The organism is Chryseobacterium gallinarum (assembly GCF_001021975.1).
Lineage (GTDB): Bacteria > Bacteroidota > Bacteroidia > Flavobacteriales > Weeksellaceae > Chryseobacterium > Chryseobacterium gallinarum.
The window spans coordinates 2262359-2280750 of record NZ_CP009928.1 but is presented as its reverse complement, the minus strand read 5'-3'; the positions used below and the strand labels follow the sequence as shown (position 1 = coordinate 2280750).

Genomic DNA, 18392 nt, shown 5'->3' with positions numbered 1-18392 from the left:
AAACTTGTCTTTAATTATTTTTTTATTTATTCAGATTTTACAATTTCCGTTCTGTCTGAAATACCATTGCTACTGAAGGCTTCAATCTGAAAATAATAGGCATCCGTCCTGTCTGCACCGGTAAAGAAATATTCATTTTTACCATAGACCATAATGCTTCCGTACATTTTATCAGGAGATTTACCCCAATAAATTACATAGCCGTCTGCTTCAGGATTCTGTTGCCATTTCATCCAGATGCTTCTTCTTTCACCATATTTCTTAGGATCTGCTCTCAGAGGAACAAACCCTTTTACTTTTTCAGGCTTCTCACCTGCCCCTTTTCCAAATACCCGGAAACCACTCAGAGCAAATTTCCCGGTAGGCATTTTCAGATTTTCCATTTTAAGGAATCTTGCCGTTGCCGGCTTCTCTAATTCAACATAATCGTGGGGAACATCTTTAGTATTTTTGCTTTTATCAACAATGACACTCCATTTCTTTCCGTCATTGGATCCGTAGATTTTATACTGATGCATTTTTCCTAAGGTTTTACCCATAAATTCTGCATCCTGATCTGCATAATTGATTTGTATTGCGTTGATGGTAGAAATTTCACCGAGATCTGTCTGAAACCATTCTCCTGCATTTCCTGTTTTGGCGCTCCAATACGTTTTAATATCTTCATCTACCGCAAAATTGGGCTGATAACTTCCTAGGGTAGAGGAAACCTGGACAGGCTTGTTATAGTTCAGCAACATCCATCCGGCAAAAAGTCCTTTGGTAAAATCCTTTCCCCGTGCATATTGCGGAAGATAAGTAGGATAATCACCATAGGCCGTATTACAGTACATCACATCATCTTTATCAAAACCTGCGGGCCAGATTCCCAGCCTTCTTTCAAAATTATTTTTGGTGGAAATAAAAATAGTTGAAACATGCCACCAGTTTTTGTAATTATCTTCAAAGGTAGCACCATGCCCTGCTCCCCTTGCAAAACCTCCCGGCTTATATGAAAATGGATTGTGCTGCTGGTATTCGAAACCTTCCAGTGGATTTTTACTTACATATACTCCGTCTGAATATCCGCTGAATTCTGTGGCCGGTGCTCCGTACTGCATATAATATTTCCCGTTATGCTTTGTCATCCACGCTCCTTCTACAAAAGGCTGAAGGAAAACATTATCATTGTATTCCCCGAATCTTTCCCAGCCATGGTCTTCCGATTTCAGCTTAATGATCGGCTTTACGAAACCTTCGGACTGAAGATTTTTAACCTTAACTTCTGTTCCCAATAAAGGCCATTCATTACTGGAACCCCAATACAAATACAGCTTATTTTTATCTTCATCATAATGGAATGCCGGATCCCATGCACCGACTTTTAAAGTATCCACGGCAATTTTCCAGTCATCTTTAGTAGGGTTGGTACTTTTCCAGATCGGAAAATCCTGTTCCCAGGTAGAGCCATATACATACAGGGTGTCTTTCATTGCCCACACTGCCGGAGCGTTAAGGTCGTGAATGTATTTGTTATCCCTGAGAAATTTCCTTTTAACAAACTTCCAGTCCAGCATATCATCACTATACCAGTATCCTTCCTGATTGGTAGAAAAAAGAAACAATTTATTCTTAAAATTAACAATCACCGGATCTGCCGTGGCACGGTGCTTTCCTTGTTTTGAAAAGGCTTCAAAAGGAGTATATCCATAATCTATGTTGATAGGATTACAGAAGGTTTTTTGCTGAGCTCCTACAACCATTCCAAGGAAAATTGCTAATAATAAAAAGTATTGTCTCATTTTTAGATTTTTTACATTCAGGGCAAAGTTAACAACTTTTCGGGTTTCTTACTTTATATCTGAAGCCATGAAATGTGGCCTTGATAGTCCATTCTTTTAAAAAAAACTTCCGACCCTGTTTCCAGAATCAGAAGATATAGTTTACTTAAGAATATTTCAATTATTTTTTTGGAAGAAAGACCTCGGCAAGCATACATCTTGCGCTTCCTCCACCATTTACTTCAATGGTATTCAGGTCTGAGTAAATAATTTCGCAGTATTTTTCAATAGCGGCTACCTGTTCCGGAGTCAATGACTGATAAGCGGTCTGGCTCATCACCAAAAACTTTTTACCTTCTTTATTTTGAACCTGAAGCATGTTTCCTGCAAACTGCTGCATTTGTTCTTCTGAAATTTCGATGATTTCTTTTCCGGAACCTTTGATAGTTTCTACTACCTTTTCCCTTTCCAGCTCATCATCGATACAATCAAGGCAGATTACCACAAACCTGTCTGCTACACACATCATTACATTGGTGTGGTAGATTGGAAGCCTTTCTGTTCCTACCGTCTGAAAAGAATGGAAAACAACAGGAGTAAACCCGTATTTTGTACAGAATTCTCTGAACAGTTTTTCATCCAGTCTCAAAGAAACGGAGCCGTAAGCAATTTTATTATCGTGATCGAAAATCATACTTCCCGTTCCTTCCAGGAAATGTCCCTGAGTTTCAGAAAATGACCAGTCGTCAATTTCAGCAACTTCAAATCCTTGCTTCTCGATACTTTCAATAATATCTTCTCTTCTTTCTACTCTTCTGTTCGACGCGAACATCGGGTATAAAACCACTTTCCCATCCTTATGGAAGCTCACCCAGTTATTCGGGAAAATCGAATCCGGCGTATGTGGATCCAATGTATCTTTTATCGTGATAACATTGATGCCTTTTTCTCTCAGTTTCCCAACAAAGGTATTGAACTCTGCCAAGGCTTTCGACTGGATATCGGAACCTGTCTGTTCAACCTGAAAGTAATTATTTTTTGCAGTTTCTGCATTGTAACCGAATGCTATCGGTTCTATCATTAATACGGTATCTGTTGTTTGCATTATTTAATAATTTTGAGGATGTTAGAGTATGAGAGTTTTTGCTATCGTTTATGGATTTTTCTCTTCTTTATTGCCTGGAGAAAATGAACACCATTTTTCTGACTGACTCATCATATTAACTAACATTCCTATTATTTGGTTATATTCTTTGTGCAAATTTTCATATTGCTCTTCATTCATATAATTACAGATAAAAGCAAACTGAAGCCATATCTGGTTCTCATGCCTTTCCCTCTGAATCTGGTCTGTAAGAGAGTAAGTTCTTCTTTCGGAAAGGATTTTGAAAGTTCGTAAATCAGTTGAGCTGTTTCTAATACACGTCAACACTCCGACTCTCACCCCTTAAACTCTCCCACACCATTACTCTCTCACAAGCGGCATTGTGGAGCATCTCAACAAACCGCCCATTTTAGAGATTTCCCGGTAAGGAATTTCTTCTACGGTCATTCCCCATTCGTTTCTCAGATGATTATTCATTCTCGTGAATGTTTTGTCAGACACAACGACTTCTGGCGAAATGGAAAAAATATTCGGGAACATCTCAAACATCTCTTCATCATTAATATGGAAGCAGTTTTCTTCTCCGAAAATATCGATAATCAGACGGTAGTCGCTTTCGTCTACAAATCCATTTTTATAAATAATACACTTGTCTTCTCCTACGGGATTAAAAGTACAGTCTAAATGAAGAATGCCCTCAAGCGGAACTTTATCATTCTTTTTCAGCTCCAGGTCAATGATTCTTTTCTTCGGAAAATATTCTTTTAATATTTCGATAGCATACTCATTGGTTCTTGCCGTTTTATAGTTTCTGTAATCTTCACTAAAGCAGGTTCCGATAAAAAGGAAATCATTCCATACAATCACATCCCCTCCTTCAATATGCGCAGTTTCCGGAAGGTTGATTATTTTCCTCCAGGCTACTTTTTCGAAGACGTTTTTATAGGCTTCCTGCTCATCAGCCCTGTCTGCAATCACATTGGAAATGATCATTTTATCATCAATTACAAAGGCTACATCTCTTGAAAAAACCTGATTATAGTCCTCTATAATGCTTGGACGCAGTACTTCCACGTCATACTTTTTTAAAACCGCTTCAAAAGCGTTCATTTCATTGATAATATCCTCTTCTTTAGGATAAATGTTGTGCTCGATTGAGTAATATGACTTGGCGTCATAACTTTCCTCCAGCGTGGGAACCGGCCCCAAAGAATTAGGCTGGCCCAAAACTACTGACTTTAGCCTTCCTGTTTCGTTTTTAATGTTTAGTCTCATAAAGATTTATGCAATACTACAAATATAAGTAAAGGTCTCTACCTATAAAACTTTTGGATTATTTTATGTATGAATTTTAGCCGCTCCAAAACACATTCTTCAGCAAAAATCTCCTTCTATTAAACAAACTGTAGTAAACAGTATACAAAAACATCTACAACCTACTATATTTCATCTACATAAACATAATAAAACAGATATTTTTACAATTTAATTTCATACTTTAGTGATATAATTTTCGCGGAATTATACCCATTAAAACTTTACTATTAACATCAAACAACAAAATCATGAACAAGAGTAAATCAGTGCTAAAAATGCACAAAAGTTAGGAAGAGATGAACAGAAATCTATTATTGGAGGAGCAGGTATCACCAAACCAAGGTACTGCTGTGAATGGAATGATGATGGCAGCTGCAGCATCTGGACATGTGGTAACTGTGCATGTCCATAAAAAGAAGAACCTGCCTAAAAAGCAGGTTTTCTTTATCTTGTCCTATTTTCTTCGTCCGTCTTCTGGATTTCTTTAGTCTGATATTTTGAATCTCCGAAATTATAGCTCAGCGAAAAAAATACGCGGCTGCTATCCCACCAATGTGTAAACTGATTGTCCATAATTTGTTTATGCCTGAATTCCAGCCGTTGATCATAGGAGTCGAAAATATTATTATAACCAATTTTTGTATGTAACGTATTATTAAACCAGGATTTATGTACTGACAAGTCAATTGAATAACGTGGCTTAATACGATAAAGACTGTTTCCTGATTTTGATTCGTAATTCCCAAATAAATTAATGGTATACCCCTTGGGAAGCGAAAAAACCTGATTGATTCTGATTTCATAGTTATAAGTATCTAAAGCAAAAACTTCATCCAGATACGGCCTGAATTCATAGTTATAATATCCCGTAACCTGTCCTGTAATATTCCACCATTTTGCAATCTTCACAGGAAAGCTCGTCTCCATGATAGCAAAGTTCCGGTAAGGGAGATTGGTCCCCAAATATTCCAGTACATTGGTCACTGGATTATACAGCGGATAACGGGTCATTACATCTTTTTCTTTTCCAATCGTGAAACTTATAACCCAGTTTTTATGCCGGTAGGTCGCTTTAATCTGGCTGGTGAAGGATGGCTGCAGGTAGGGATTTCCGATCCAATAATTCAATGGGCTGAAATAGAACCTGAACGGATTCAGCTGTGAAAAAACAGGTCTTGTTATTTTTCTGCTATAGGAAAAAGACAGTTCATGGGATGAATTGAATGAGTAACTGGCACTGAAAGAAGGCAGCCATTCGAGGTAATTTCTTGAAACAACGGAGTCAACGGTCACTGCGTTGGAAATACTTTGCGTGTTTTCAAATCTTAGTCCGGCATTAATCTGTAGCTGACCAAATTTTTGCTTGTAGGCAATGTATCCTGCCAGTATTTTTTCCTTGTATCTGAATATATTACTCCTTGTAGGATCAAATACAAACTGATTGCCGGTAGATAATGTATCGTATCTGATATTGTTGTTCGTATCAGAATGGCTGTATTTAACTCCTGCTTCAAAATCAGCATTTCCGGCCTTGTAGGAAGCATCTGCCTGAACAGTCTGGATATTAATTTTATTCAAAAGATCGGACTTCCAGTATGATAAGAGGTCAGATGTGGGCTTATCCCTGTTAATAAAGTCATCCTGCTGTTTATTTTTTACAGCAAGATAATTTCCCAGAAAGTTAAGCTTAAAATCCTTGTTCTGAAAAGTATAATCCGCTGTTATACCATAATTTCCCTGTGAATAATCTGTAGGATTATCGTTCTCGCTATTAAGAACCACCTCAGACTCGTTTTTCCCAGTAATGTATAAGGTTCCTGACCGTGTCCGGTGACTTTCCCGCAGATTTCTTCTTATATTAATTCCTAACCTGTTTTTTTCATTCAGTCTGAAATCCATGCCTGCCTGAATATTGTATACAGCTCCATCATCAATCTGATACATACGGGTCCTCATGATATTGGTATTGGCAAGATTCTGCAAAGCATTATAACGGTAAGTATAAATTCCGTTGTTATAGCCTGTCAGAAAATGATAAGCGACTTTCTCAGTATTATATGACAGGTTTAAGGAATTTTCCCTGTAAGTGAACTTATTGATATACATATTTCCATTATAGTTACCCTTCCAGCCAAGGTTCATATTTTTTTTCAGTTTTATATCAATGATTCCTTTAAATTCTGCATCATAACGGGAAGACGGGTTAGTATTGATTTCTACAGATTCTACCATTTCCGGAGACAGTGACCGCAAATAGCCCTGCAGTTCCTGGCTACTCATTACCACTGCTTTTCCATCAATAAAAATTGCCGGTGCTATCCTGCCGCCGATGAAGATTCCTTCCTCCTGATCTATAGTTACGCCAGGTGTTTTCCTCAAAACTTCGAGAAGATTGGTAGAAGTTTTAAAATTCTTGTTACCGGCAACAGACATTACGATATTTCCGTCATTCAGTTTCAGATTCCGGGGAGCGGCCCGAAGAACGACTTCTGAGATACTTGTTGTTGAAGATTCTTCTTTCAGGGAATCTGATATTTTTCCTTTTGCAATCTCCTGCGCTTTGCCAAAAAGAGAAAGAAATAAAAGCAGCAGGAACAGCCATAATTTGAACATCATAAATTTTATATTTTATGAAATCAAAAGTAACGGCTTGATGAAAAAATAAGGTTTTGAATTCTAAATTCCGCAGTACGGAATTATAAATTTGAACCCTGAAGTCTCGGCTCAGAAGGGGTTTGTGTTTGTTTATACAAAAGCGGGGTTGTATTTTTAATTTTTTTAAATGTTGAAAAGAAAGTTGATTTGGAATTAAATCCTACCTCATATCCTATTTCTTCAATTTTCAGATAAGAACCATTTTCTATTTTTTCACAGGCTTCACTGATTCTGTATTCATTGATATAAGTGGAAAAACTTTTTCCCAGGTTATCATTCAGCAATTGGGAAAGCTGATGTGCCGGTATATTCATTCTGGCAGCAAGATCACTTAGCTTAAGATTAGGATTTTTATACAATTCTTCTGAATCCATCAATTGTTCCAGTTTTGAAGCAAAATTACCGGCCTTTTCCCCCGGAATTTTTTTATTGGAATATTTATTGGGCTCTTTAGCTGATATCCGCTGATATTTATTATCAAATAAAATGAGGAAATTAGCATATAATACGAATGTAAACACCAGGCTTCCGCCTGCACAATAAATCTGTACCCAGCCTGTAGAAATTAACTGATAAGTTAGAAAAATAATTACATTGCTGAATACAACAGGGAAAACAAACGGATGTGAGCTTTTAGTATTCTGTTTTGAAAAAACATAAAACTGATACACCGCCAAGACTATAAATATTGACCAGACTGTATAGATAAAGGTTCCATAATAATGGTTCCAGATAATGGGGAAAAACAAATACAATAATCCTACAGCCCCTAATACAAGCGTTAATATTCCGAATATTTTCCGACAGTTTTTCAAATCAAATTCTTCCTGCTGAAAAGAAGCTTTAATGTAATAAAACAGAGCCGGTCCTGTAAAAAACAATGCTGATAATCCCAGATGTCCGATGATCCCCGGCCAGTCAGGATAAAAATAAAAGCAAACCGAGATTCCGACCTTGATACTCAACATTAACAGAAGAAGCCCCAGAAAAAAATCCGGCAGGTACCTTAGTTTTTTGATAAACAGCAGATAAATCCCCAGCAAAAGCCCATTGAAAGCTCCCACTGCACTGAAAAAAAATAACATCTGTTGTCCGAAAGTCATAATGAACCAGCTATTTATTAAACAACCTTTACTAATTCCTATAATTGACAATTTAAATAGAAACGAACTTTAGTCCGTTAATCAATAAAGATCATCTGTCGGGCTTCAGCCAAAACCTTATATTCTGCAAGAGTAAATTTAGTAATTTTATTGAATTCAATTTCAACAAGATACCTTTTATTTACTGAAAATTTTATTCCCGTTGTACGCTTGGGGCTAAAGCCTATTGAATAAATATTTTAAAATGAACGTTCCATTGGAGTATTAAAGCAACAAAAAATCCCAAAGCAAGCTTTGGGATTCTGATATGGTAAAAGCAAATATTATCTGCTTGCAATATCGATGTAGTTTCTTTGCTGAGCACCCTGGTAAACCTGTCTTGGTCTTCCGATCGGGTCTCCTTTTAATCTCATTTCTTTCCATTGAGAGATCCATCCTGGTAATCTTCCTAATGCGAACATTACGGTAAACATTTCTGTAGGAATTCCTAGCGCTCTGTAGATAATTCCTGAATAGAAATCTACGTTCGGGTATAGTTTTCTTTCTACGAAGTACTCATCTTCAAGGGCTACTCTTTCCAACTGCATTGCAATATCAAGAGCTTTATCCTGGATTCCTAAAGCTTTAAGGATATCGTCAGCAGCTTTCTTGATGATTTTTGCTCTCGGGTCGAAGTTTTTGTATACTCTGTGTCCGAATCCCATTAGACGGAAGCTATCGTTTTTATCTTTAGCTTTAGCTACATATTTAGCTACGTCACCACCATCTTTTTCGATAAGCTCAAGCATTTCGATTACCGCCTGGTTAGCTCCACCGTGAAGAGGTCCCCAAAGTGCAGACACCCCTGCAGAGATAGAAGCGAAAAGACCGGTATGAGCAGAACCTACCATTCTTACTGTAGAAGTAGAACAGTTTTGTTCGTGGTCAGCGTGAAGGATTAATAATTTATCCAATGCATCTACAACTACCGGATCGATTTCGAAATCGGCATTTGGCAATCTGAATGCCATTTTGTAGAAGTTTTCTACGTAGTTTAGGTTGTTGTCTCCGTGGTTTAATGGTAAACCTTGAGTTTTTCTGTAAGTCCAGGCACAAAGGTGAGAGAACTTAGCGATCATTAGCTCAGCAGCATGATCCATTTCCTCTTTAGAGTTTACGTTAACGGCTTTCGGGTTGAAGGCAGTCAATGCAGAAGTTAAAGAAGATAAAACTCCCATAGGGTGAGCAGAACGAGGGAAAACATCGATGATTTTTTTCATCTCGTCTGCAATAAAGTTATATTTTTTGATATTGTTTTCGAAAGACGTGTACTGATCCTGAGTAGGTAATTCTCCATGTAATAAAAGATACATTACTTCTGTGAAGTTTGATTTTTCAGCAATCTGTTCGATTGGATAACCTCTGTAGAATAATTCTCCTTTATCTCCGTCTAAGTAAGTGATGTCGCTAATGGTAGCTCCTGTATTTTTGTAACCTAAATCCAGAGTGATTAAACCTGTCTGGTCTCTTAATTTTGAAATATCAATCCCTCTGTCTCCGATAGTACTATCCACGATTGGATATTCATATGAATTACCGTCGTAATTCAATATTACTTTGTTGTCTGACATTTATTTATTTTTTTTTAAATATACTACTTTCCATAAAATACGGCAAACAAAAATTATCGCTTGCCGTTATTTATAAATTCGATTATCTTTTGATTTTAAATGCTTCTAATCCTGGGAAAATTGCAGTTTCACCTAAGGCTTCTTCAATTCTCAATAGCTGGTTGTATTTTGCCATTCTGTCTGATCTTGAAGCAGAACCTGTTTTGATCTGCCCACAGTTCATTGCTACTGCCAAATCTGCGATGGTAGCATCTTCAGTTTCCCCTGATCTGTGAGACATTACTGAAGTGAATTTGTTATTCTGAGCCATTTGTACAGCGGCCATAGTTTCAGAAAGGGAACCGATCTGGTTTACTTTTACAAGGATTGAATTGGCAATACCTTCTTTCACTCCTCTGGATAGTCTTTCCACATTGGTTACGAACAGGTCATCCCCTACCAATTGTACTCTGTCCCCGATTTTATCTGTTAGCATTTTCCAACCTTCCCAGTCATTTTCCTGCATTCCGTCTTCGATGGAGATGATCGGGTATTTCTGGGTAAGCTCAGCAAGGTAAGAAACCTGCTCTTCTCTTGTTCTGTGAGCTCCTTTATCTCCTTCAAATTTTCTGTAATCATACGTACCGTCCTTATAGAATTCTGAAGAAGCACAGTCTAATGCCAACATAATATCGTCACCAGGCTTATAACCTGCTTTTTCAATAGCCTGCAATAAGGTATCCAGGGCATCTTCAGTTCCATTGAACGTCGGAGCGAAACCACCTTCATCTCCTACTGCTGTAGAAAGTCCTCTTGATTTAAGGATTGATTTAAGATTGTGGAAAATTTCAGTTCCTTTTCTCAAAGCGTGAGAGAAAGAATCTGCTTTTACCGGCATAATCATAAATTCCTGGAACGCAATAGGAGCATCAGAGTGAGATCCTCCATTGATTACATTCATCATCGGAACAGGAAGTGTATTGGCATTCACACCACCTACATATTTGTATAAAGGCATTCCTAATTCTGCCGCCGCTGCTTTAGCCACCGCCAGGGAAACTCCTAAAATTGCATTAGCACCAAGATTTCCTTTGTTTGCCGATCCGTCAAGATCAATCATAATCTGATCGATATAGTTTTGTTCAAAAACAGGCTGGCCAACTAAATTTTCTGCAATTATTTCTTTTACATTTTCAACAGCTTTCAGGACTCCTTTCCCCTGGTAGTCTGAACCTCCGTCACGTAATTCCACGGCTTCATGTTCTCCTGTAGATGCCCCTGATGGTACAGCAGCACGGCCCATTGCTCCGTTTTCTGTAAATACATCTACTTCAATGGTAGGATTACCCCTGGAATCTAAAATCTGTCTTGCTTCTATGTAAGAAATTGCACTCATTTTTTATTTTTTTTAGTTTAGACAAATTTAATCAAAATTTAACTTTTAAGGGTATTTTGGAAGTATCTTTTTGAAACAATTCAAAGTTAAATTACAGTTACTTTATATTATGATAAATCTGTCAATTTATTCAAGGCTATTATACGGAATATTGGGTTCTGGAACCTGATATCCAAAAAACTCCCGGAGATTTAATACCAGGAGTTTTTTGTTGAATTCTAATCATTTTTTATTGCTTCAAAATTGAAACTAACATTCAAAAACCCGAAAAGGTTATTATTTTCAATATCATACTTTAATACCAGAGGAATCCAAAGATTTTTTAAAACTCTCAGCCTCAGATCTGCGTTGGCCAGAAACTGATTATTTTTTTCTTCATCCATTAATCCTGAAATAACCCTCTTAAATTCAAAATTAGGTTTGAACTCTATCAAAGATTTATTTCCTTTTTTAAGGACGGAAATATTCAAACCCAATTGAGAAGAAAATTCTTTTCTTTTAATTATGGAGGTTGTCATACTATCTTTGGCGCTGAACCGGTTTCTAAAATCAATTTCCAGCTTACTGTTGTTTTTTGATTTCAATCCTTGCAAGTAGACCAGATCTGCATTAAACTCATCTAAAAACTTAGCATCTTTCCGGAAGTTACTCCGAAATCCCAATGTAAGTAGCGGGCGCATTTTAATTTTTTCAATTTCTTCATTAAATTCCTTTTCAAATCTTACAGAGGTATCGTTATAGCTATCCGGCAATAAACTTAAAAATTCTTCCGGTAAATTCTCACGGGGAATGTATTCTCCTTTATCCAGAGCATCATCAATTATTTTTTTTACTCTTAGGAACTCCTTGCTATCATTTATTTTTTCTTTGTAAAGTTGTAATTTTTCAATAAGAAGCAGGTTAGAATCCTGAAACATTTTTTGCAGGTTTTGGGCCGGCTTTGCAACACTCAGGTCTCTTTTATTAATAATTGCCCAGTCAAATCCGTATTCAAAGCCTGTGAATTTATAATCATTATCGAGATTCAGTCCAATGGCTACCTGAAAGTTTCTGCTGAATGTTTCTTTTGTATAATTATAGTCAGTTAATAATGTACTGTCCGCCTTTGATTTTATGGAAAAAATACTCGCTTTATACTGAAAGGATTTTTTATCACCCGTAAGATCTTTAACTGCTGCCTGCATAAAATCAGTCATTACATCCTTCCAGTTGCCTGATTTCATTTCCTGCATACTCTTATACACTTCATCTGAGCTTATGGCCCGCGTATTCAATTGGGTTTCCTGGGCTGACGTCATAATCAGGTTGTGGAGAGAAACTAAGATAAGAAGTTTATAAAACAGTGTTTTCATGATATTAATTCGTATTAAATGAATAGGTTACCAGATATGCTTTTCCTGTTTTAGTGACAGGATTTTTATCAGATGTCGGATCAAAAGTAAAGTGATCGTGATCAAGTTTTATGAATGTCCTCTTATTTTCAGAAATAGGATTTGAGCCAATGATGTAAAGGTCATATTCTGTATCGGGTTCTAATTCAAAATCATAAGAGAAAGATCCGCTTTTTGTTTCCTCAACTACCGGATCGGCGATTCCTTTTTTAAAAAGTTTAAAAATAATTCCTAAAACAGAAATTCCGCCATATACGGTAAGGTTTAATGTTAATTTTTTCATGATTCCGGTTTTAAATATTGTTTATAGATAATGGGACTACCTGATTTATGACAATACTCCTCTATATCCGGGAGTCATTGCTTTCCTCCCTGTAATATATCACAGTTGGAATAAAGTTCCATGGCTAATTGTTTTGGTTTTGCACTTCAAAGTTCCACAAAAAAAATACACCTGTCAATTACACAAAAGGGTAATTATAAAAGTCTGTATCATTCTTCCGGCCATCAGTTACACGGTTATTTTAAAAAATAAGCAGGTCCCGGGGCTTCCGGACAAATACCTGAACTCACCTTTTTGTTCTGTCATTCTTCGCCTCATATTCCTGAGTCCGTTACCTTCCTGCCGGCTCTCCGAGATTCCGATTCCATTATCTGCTATTTTCATAATGAAATTATTTTTTTCCTGGAAAAAAGAAAGGTTGAGACAATCTGCACCACTATGCTTATAAACATTATTGACGGCTTCTTTTAAACACAGAAAAAGGTTACGTCTCAATTCTGTAGAGATAGGGGTTTCGACAGCAATACCTTCACACTCTGAATGCAGCAGAATTGTTGTTTTTTTTAAAAAGCTACCGGTATAAAGGATGGCATAATCTATAAAACCTCCCAGAGTATCATTTCCTGAATTAAGACTCCAGAGCATTTCCCTCATAGAAATGTTCATTTCTTCAGAAGTTTTCAGCAACTCATCAATATCAGCCTGAAATTCCTCATTGCGGACCCTCTGTCTTAAAAATTCTGCCTGCAGTTTTATTGCTGAGATGCCTGCTCCCAGATCGTCATGCATATCATGGGAAATCCGTTCCCTTTCTTTTTCTATTGATTTTTGTTTTTCAAGTTCTTTCTGCAGCAGCTCGTTTTGATGTTCCATATCTCTAAGTCTTTGCTGCTGTATGAAAAAAATCTGTCTCTTATTATATAAAATTACCATCAAAACAATGAATACCACAAATGCAATTAACAAAATCGCTGCAATAATGTATGTCAATCTGATTGTATCCGGCAGCTGTTTCATGGTAATCTCCTATTTTGTTGATTTGTCAAATTGGGTCAAGGCAATATAGAACATTCCATACATGACAATATTCACTCCATATTGCATATTCTTTAAAACCTCCAGGAAAGCGGGATCGTTATCTTTAAGAAAAAACATCGGAATGGACCGGAAAATAAAAAAGATGCTCCAAAAAAGCAGCCCACATGACACCCAAAAATGAGGGTCATGTGTTATTTTAATTTCATCAAAATTTTTAAGCCTGAAATAAAACCAGACCAGAGTGTTCATGATAAAGTAAAGGCAAACCAGGATGCCGAGCTCGTTCTGATAATTTTCCTCATAAAATTTTACGAACAACAAAATATAAACAAGGATAGCAATAACAATACACAAAGAGGCTGTTTTTAATTTACCCGGAAATATTTTACTGTAATAGCTGTAAAAAAATACAATCATAAAGATACTGTAGTAGTTGAACAGAAAAGCAAAATCAAATTCTTTGATATAAATTTTATAATGCCCATACAACTCCAGTCCCAGCGAAATTATTAAAAAAGCTGCCAGAAAGTTTTGGCTGGAAAGGCCCTTTTTTCCAGCTAAAACTACAGACTTTACAGTAGCTGCAAAGAGTACTGCAATATACAGGATCTGAATCAGCATGCTATGGATATAATGAGCCCATATCGTAATACCCTTTGTCTGTACCAAAAACCAGTGTCATTTGTTTTTCGCGGCTTTCAAAGAATTTTTTATACTGGTCCTGCAGAAGTCTGTCTCCGAGATTATTTTCAAAAATCACTTTCTTCACATCACTGATCTCACAAAGGTTGATTATAAATTGTTCACAAACATCCTTTGATAAAGTATCCAGCAGATCAACAATATGATAGCTTATATAAAGCGTATTGTTATTCTTTAGGTAATCCGTCAAAAGCAGGTGACCATTCTTAAGATAAGATTCCCTAAAACCGTTTAGGTCTTCATCTGAAATTTTCAAATCCCCGAGCGAAAGATCCTGTTTTACATTAATGATCAGGTAATTATTTTCTTCAATAGTTTCTTTAGACTGCGTTTGTAAAGAGGCAATCATATACATCATTTTGTTTTCAGAATATGGTTTACACTGCAATCTCTGATCCCGGGGATCTATCTGTACAAAAGTAAATGTTAAATAAGTGGCCTGAATTTCTTCCATAACCTCACAAATGTCCTTCAGCAGCGAGTATTTTATCTCATAAATGCCTCCGAGATTAAAATTCACGTTTTGAGCTTTCAAAAAAGATAAGGTTCCTCTTTTTGCGTTATCAATAAAACTTTCTGCTATAATACGACTGATTGGTGTAAATTCTACTCCTTCAACCAGTTGTTCAAATTTATTTCCGATTGGTCCGTTGTACAACATCGTTTCAATAATAGCTGTCTGGTTGGTTTCATTTAAGTTCTCCATGATTTCTTAGTTTTTAAAATGGTTAAATTTATTAACTGCTTCTACTTTATTGCTGACGTGCAGTTTTCTATAGATATTGCCTACATGTTTTTTCACCGTATCCATACTGATACATTTTTTATCGGCAATTTCTTTGTATAGCAGCCCTTCGGAAAGAAGTTCGAGGATCTCTTTTTCGCGTGCAGTAAGTGCACCAAAATTTTTAATTTCGGGAAGCTTTCTTTCAAAATGGCTCAGGACTCTTCTGGCGATGGAAAAACTCATCGGAGCACCTCCGTTATATACATCCCGGATCGAAGATAGGATTTTGTCCATACTTTCTCCTTTCACAAGATATCCCATAGCACCGGCTTTTAAAGAACTGAATATTTTCTCATCATCTTCAAAACTGGTACACATGATGAATTGGGTTCCCGGCATTTCTTTTTTAAGCTTTCCGATAATTTCAATTCCCAGCATATCCTGCAGCTGGATATCCATCATTACAACATCGGGAGCAAGACCGGGAAGATTTTTCAATGCTTCATTGCCATCAAAAAACTGAGCAATTACTTTCATATCATGCTGATAATTGATGATCTTCTTCAACGCATTGTTGTAGTTTTTCTCATCTTCCACTATGACTATAGAAATGCTCATGTCTTTTTTGTTTGAAGCAAATTTCAACAGAAAACAGATCGGAAACAATTACCCCTTTGTGTAATCTTAATGATTGAGTTCGCGGTTATATTTTTAATTTTTGATTAAATTTAGTTATTTATTCACTATAAATTCAATTTCATTTTAAATAATTAATCTGAGATCTGGTTAAGGAAATTAAGTATAAAAACCTTCTTGTTTCAAACCTGATTAAATCAGAATTTCTCTCCTGAACTGACGTTAATTAATAAATGTTGCTTGTTATTTCACAAGCTGATCCAGAATAGGATGATCAATACTGTTAATGGAACGGGTTCCCTCAAAAATCTGCTCAAAAACCTGAATGGTGTTCTTACCTTTCTTTAGCCAGACACCCGGGATATATAAGGTCTGCTGGGGACCAACCTTACTCCAATATCTGCCTATATTCCTGCCATTAATAAAAACAATTCCTTTTCCCAGTTTTCTCATATCGAGAAATGTATCTCCTGTTTCGTAAAGATTAAATTCTGCTTCCTGAATAACCGGTGAATGGTCTGCAATATTTTTAAATTGGTAATTGTAGCTGGGAAACTTATCAAAAGGTAACGGGAACATTTCCCAATTTCCGGAAATCTCAACACCGTTAATTTTCACAGGACTTATAATCCCTTTTAGATTATGAATGATATTGGCTCCGTAATTGATTCTGCCCATGTTTTCAACCAAAATGTCCAGCTGGTCACCTACCTTGATGTCAATATTAAGATTATATTTTTTGAAGACCCGGTTTACTTCTCCTTTCCAGATTCCGTTAATATAAATATTGGCATAATCTCTCAGCCCCGACAAATCAAGAACTCCGTTTTGATTTTTATCAAACTTTCTCCTGTACAATACATATCCATTTCCAATATTCAGATCCTCAAAGGTAAGAGGCACATTACTCACAATGGGTTTCTTTTGAGCAATTAAATCAAATAGGTTATTTATTTTTGTAAACCTGATTTCCGGAATTGTAATTACTTTTGCAGGCAGGGGAATATCCGGAAGCTTTTCATGATTTATTTTCTGAAAGATCTCCCGTAAAGCTTTATATTTTGGAGTAGCCCATCCCGGCTCACTGATCGGGGCATCATAATCATAGCTGGTAAGATCCGGCTGAATATCATGGTCTTTATCATAATTGGCCCCACTGGTAAAACCGAAATTAGTTCCTCCATGAACCATATAATAATTGAAAGAAACACCATTTTTTAAATAGAGCTCTGTTTGCTTTACCACTTCTTCTGTACTCACTTTTACAAAAGGCTCCGCCCAATGATCCAGCCATCCCGGGTAATATTCAGCAACCATGTAGGGGCCCTTTCCTCCGGTGTATTCATTAATACTTTTCTTTAAAACATCAATATCACCTTCTCCGTTGGCAGTTGGCAGAGCTCCCTCAATGGAGCCTCCTTTAAACAGTGAACTCCCGTCTGAAGTAAATAATGGTACCGAAATTCCGCTTTTCAAAAGCATTTCCTTGATCTTATGGCTGTATTTACGGTGTTCTTCCAGGGAGATATCTTTTCTTTGGGCAACATAAGACCCAAATTCATTTTCGGCCTGAACCATGATGACAGGACCTCCATGATCAATCTGTAATGGAACGATCTGTTTTGCAAGCTGCCTGATATAGTTCTCACATTCTTCCAGAAATGCTTGATTATCTCTTCTTATTTCCAATCCTTTGTTCTTTTGCAGCCACCAGGGATATCCTCCAAACTCCCATTCCGCGCAAACATATGGCCCCGGGCGTATTATCACAAATAAGCCTGCTTCCTGTGCTGTTTTAATAAATCTCTGTAGATCTTTCTCTCCTGAAAAATTCCATTTGCCGGGTTCTTCTTCATGGTAATTCCAGAATACATATGTGGTAACAGTATTCAGCCCCATTGCTTTCATCATTTGTAAACGGTGCTTCCAATATTGTGACGGAACCCGGGGGTAATGCATTTCTCCCGAATAGATGCTGAAAGGTTTTCCATTTAACATGAAATGACCATCTTCAATCCCAAACTTTCCTTTTTGGCAAAACATGAGATTTATTGAGGAAATAAAAAGAATTATGTAAAAATATCTGCTGAAAATTCTCATATGATAAGGCATGATTTTTGTAAAATTAAAGATGAAAAAATTATATTGGATATCAAATAAAAATAATCATGAAAAAAAGCCTCTTAACATTTGGCGCTATTCTTTCATTGGCAGTGATCAGCTGTAAAAAAAGTGAAAGCGGAAATAAAAGCGTTATCAAAACCGATAGTACTGCAACAATTGTTACGGATACCAATGGTAAAATTGATTCTGTAAGCCAGAGTTCTTCAACAGTAGATGTAAACGGGAAAAGGTATGAAAAAACCGATTTTGTCTATAAAGCAACGGATGGCACCCTGGTAAAAGTCGTATTCAAAAATGATCCGAAAGAAAGTACGGTAGCTATTACCAGCAATAAGAAAACTTTTACCTTACCTAAAGCGGAAACCAAAGGTGATGAAACCATCTATAAGAAAGATGATATGACAGCAAGGGTAAAGGGAGACAGTCTGCATCTTGAACAGGGGGATAACATTATTGAGTTAAAAAGAACAAAGATCTAGAATAAGGATGTCCCTCCAATGTTGAGGGACATTTACTTTACAACCATAAACTTTTTGATGAATTTCCATCAAAATCCGAATAAACAG

Annotated in this window: 17 protein-coding genes; 2 read left to right on the top strand and 15 right to left on the bottom strand. The window is 36.6% G+C overall.

What is annotated here, in order from left to right:
- Positions 1–26 precede the first annotated feature (26 nt).
- The 4 genes from OK18_RS10265 to OK18_RS10255 all read right to left on the bottom strand — a co-directional run bounded on the left by OK18_RS10265 (position 27) and on the right by OK18_RS10255 (position 4140).
- Entirely contained in the window at positions 27–1781 is a 1755-nt protein-coding gene (locus OK18_RS10265; RefSeq protein WP_053327937.1) for a discoidin domain-containing protein, read from the bottom strand.
- 160 nt (positions 1782–1941) lie between these two features.
- Positions 1942–2865 (bottom strand): citrulline utilization hydrolase CtlX, encoded by a 924-nt coding sequence (ctlX, locus tag OK18_RS10260; RefSeq protein ID WP_050020626.1) that lies wholly within the window; start codon positions 2863–2865, stop codon positions 1942–1944.
- A 48-nt stretch (positions 2866–2913) separates the two neighbouring features.
- A complete protein-coding gene (locus OK18_RS21850; RefSeq protein WP_262486632.1) occupies positions 2914–3045 on the bottom strand; it encodes a hypothetical protein in 132 nt (43 codons plus the stop codon).
- Positions 3046–3225: 180 nt separating this feature from the next.
- Positions 3226–4140 carry a dimethylarginine dimethylaminohydrolase family protein gene (locus OK18_RS10255; RefSeq protein ID WP_053327936.1) on the bottom strand — a complete coding sequence of 305 codons (915 nt, stop codon included), beginning with the start codon at positions 4138–4140 and terminating at the stop codon, positions 3226–3228.
- 338 nt (positions 4141–4478) lie between these two features.
- Here OK18_RS10255 and OK18_RS21180 point away from each other — a divergent pair, with 338 nt between their 5' ends.
- Positions 4479–4670, top strand: coding sequence for a hypothetical protein (locus OK18_RS21180; protein WP_156173260.1), 192 nt, complete (start codon positions 4479–4481; stop codon positions 4668–4670).
- Here OK18_RS21180 and OK18_RS10250 read toward each other — a convergent pair.
- The 11 genes from OK18_RS10250 to OK18_RS10200 form a co-directional block, all read right to left on the bottom strand.
- Complete coding sequence (locus OK18_RS10250; RefSeq protein WP_053327935.1) at positions 4627–6798, bottom strand: TonB-dependent receptor domain-containing protein; 2172 nt, start codon at positions 6796–6798, stop codon at positions 4627–4629. The two genes, OK18_RS21180 and OK18_RS10250, sit on opposite strands and share 44 nt — an antisense overlap.
- A gap of 80 nt (positions 6799–6878) precedes the next feature.
- On the bottom strand, positions 6879–7940 hold the full coding sequence (locus OK18_RS10245) for a helix-turn-helix domain-containing protein (protein ID WP_053327934.1): 1062 nt from the start codon (positions 7938–7940) through the stop codon (positions 6879–6881).
- A 323-nt stretch (positions 7941–8263) separates the two neighbouring features.
- The gene (locus tag OK18_RS10240) at positions 8264–9550 is read right to left on the bottom strand and encodes a citrate synthase (RefSeq protein ID WP_050020623.1); all 1287 of its coding nucleotides are present in this window, start codon (positions 9548–9550) and stop codon (positions 8264–8266) included.
- Between the two features lie 82 nt (positions 9551–9632).
- Entirely contained in the window at positions 9633–10925 is a 1293-nt protein-coding gene (eno, locus tag OK18_RS10235) for a phosphopyruvate hydratase (RefSeq protein WP_053327933.1), read from the bottom strand.
- 218 nt (positions 10926–11143) lie between these two features.
- Positions 11144–12277, bottom strand: a complete 1134-nt coding sequence (locus OK18_RS10230; protein ID WP_053327932.1) for a hypothetical protein — start codon at positions 12275–12277, stop codon at positions 11144–11146.
- Positions 12278–12281: 4 nt separating this feature from the next.
- A complete protein-coding gene (locus OK18_RS10225; protein ID WP_053327931.1) occupies positions 12282–12599 on the bottom strand; it encodes a hypothetical protein in 318 nt (105 codons plus the stop codon).
- A 228-nt stretch (positions 12600–12827) separates the two neighbouring features.
- Entirely contained in the window at positions 12828–13472 is a 645-nt protein-coding gene (locus OK18_RS10220) for a sensor histidine kinase (RefSeq protein WP_228377719.1), read from the bottom strand.
- Positions 13473–13625: 153 nt separating this feature from the next.
- Positions 13626–14258 carry a hypothetical protein gene (locus OK18_RS10215; RefSeq protein ID WP_053327929.1) on the bottom strand — a complete coding sequence of 211 codons (633 nt, stop codon included), beginning with the start codon at positions 14256–14258 and terminating at the stop codon, positions 13626–13628.
- A gap of 1 nt (position 14259) precedes the next feature.
- Positions 14260–15045, bottom strand: a complete 786-nt coding sequence (locus OK18_RS10210; protein WP_053327928.1) for a hypothetical protein — start codon at positions 15043–15045, stop codon at positions 14260–14262.
- Positions 15046–15051: 6 nt separating this feature from the next.
- Positions 15052–15684: a response regulator transcription factor gene (locus tag OK18_RS10205; protein WP_053327927.1), complete on the bottom strand. Its 633-nt coding sequence runs from the start codon at positions 15682–15684 to the stop codon at positions 15052–15054.
- 261 nt (positions 15685–15945) lie between these two features.
- Complete coding sequence (locus OK18_RS10200; protein ID WP_050020664.1) at positions 15946–17802, bottom strand: glycoside hydrolase family 35 protein; 1857 nt, start codon at positions 17800–17802, stop codon at positions 15946–15948.
- A gap of 68 nt (positions 17803–17870) precedes the next feature.
- Between OK18_RS10200 and OK18_RS10195 the strand changes: the two genes are divergently transcribed.
- Positions 17871–18305 (top strand): hypothetical protein, encoded by a 435-nt coding sequence (locus OK18_RS10195; RefSeq protein ID WP_050020616.1) that lies wholly within the window; start codon positions 17871–17873, stop codon positions 18303–18305.
- Positions 18306–18392: the final 87 nt, after the last annotated feature.

Coding starts and splice junctions, on each gene's coding strand:
- OK18_RS10250 (WP_053327935.1), bottom strand. CDS start 6,798: ATGATGTTCAAATTATGGCTGTTCCTGCTGCTTTTATTTCTTTCTCTT.
- OK18_RS21180 (WP_156173260.1), top strand. CDS start 4,479: ATGAACAGAAATCTATTATTGGAGGAGCAGGTATCACCAAACCAAGGT.
- eno (WP_053327933.1), bottom strand. CDS start 10,925: ATGAGTGCAATTTCTTACATAGAAGCAAGACAGATTTTAGATTCCAGG.
- OK18_RS10265 (WP_053327937.1), bottom strand. CDS start 1,781: ATGAGACAATACTTTTTATTATTAGCAATTTTCCTTGGAATGGTTGTA.
- OK18_RS10215 (WP_053327929.1), bottom strand. CDS start 14,258: ATGCTGATTCAGATCCTGTATATTGCAGTACTCTTTGCAGCTACTGTA.
- OK18_RS10220 (WP_228377719.1), bottom strand. CDS start 13,472: ATGGAACATCAAAACGAGCTGCTGCAGAAAGAACTTGAAAAACAAAAA.
- OK18_RS10245 (WP_053327934.1), bottom strand. CDS start 7,940: ATGACTTTCGGACAACAGATGTTATTTTTTTTCAGTGCAGTGGGAGCT.
- OK18_RS10225 (WP_053327931.1), bottom strand. CDS start 12,599: ATGAAAAAATTAACATTAAACCTTACCGTATATGGCGGAATTTCTGTT.
- OK18_RS10230 (WP_053327932.1), bottom strand. CDS start 12,277: ATGAAAACACTGTTTTATAAACTTCTTATCTTAGTTTCTCTCCACAAC.
- OK18_RS10200 (WP_050020664.1), bottom strand. CDS start 17,802: ATGAGAATTTTCAGCAGATATTTTTACATAATTCTTTTTATTTCCTCA.
- ctlX (WP_050020626.1), bottom strand. CDS start 2,865: ATGCAAACAACAGATACCGTATTAATGATAGAACCGATAGCATTCGGT.
- OK18_RS10205 (WP_053327927.1), bottom strand. CDS start 15,684: ATGAGCATTTCTATAGTCATAGTGGAAGATGAGAAAAACTACAACAAT.
- OK18_RS10210 (WP_053327928.1), bottom strand. CDS start 15,045: ATGGAGAACTTAAATGAAACCAACCAGACAGCTATTATTGAAACGATG.
- OK18_RS21850 (WP_262486632.1), bottom strand. CDS start 3,045: ATGAATGAAGAGCAATATGAAAATTTGCACAAAGAATATAACCAAATA.
- OK18_RS10255 (WP_053327936.1), bottom strand. CDS start 4,140: ATGAGACTAAACATTAAAAACGAAACAGGAAGGCTAAAGTCAGTAGTT.
- OK18_RS10240 (WP_050020623.1), bottom strand. CDS start 9,550: ATGTCAGACAACAAAGTAATATTGAATTACGACGGTAATTCATATGAA.
- OK18_RS10195 (WP_050020616.1), top strand. CDS start 17,871: ATGAAAAAAAGCCTCTTAACATTTGGCGCTATTCTTTCATTGGCAGTG.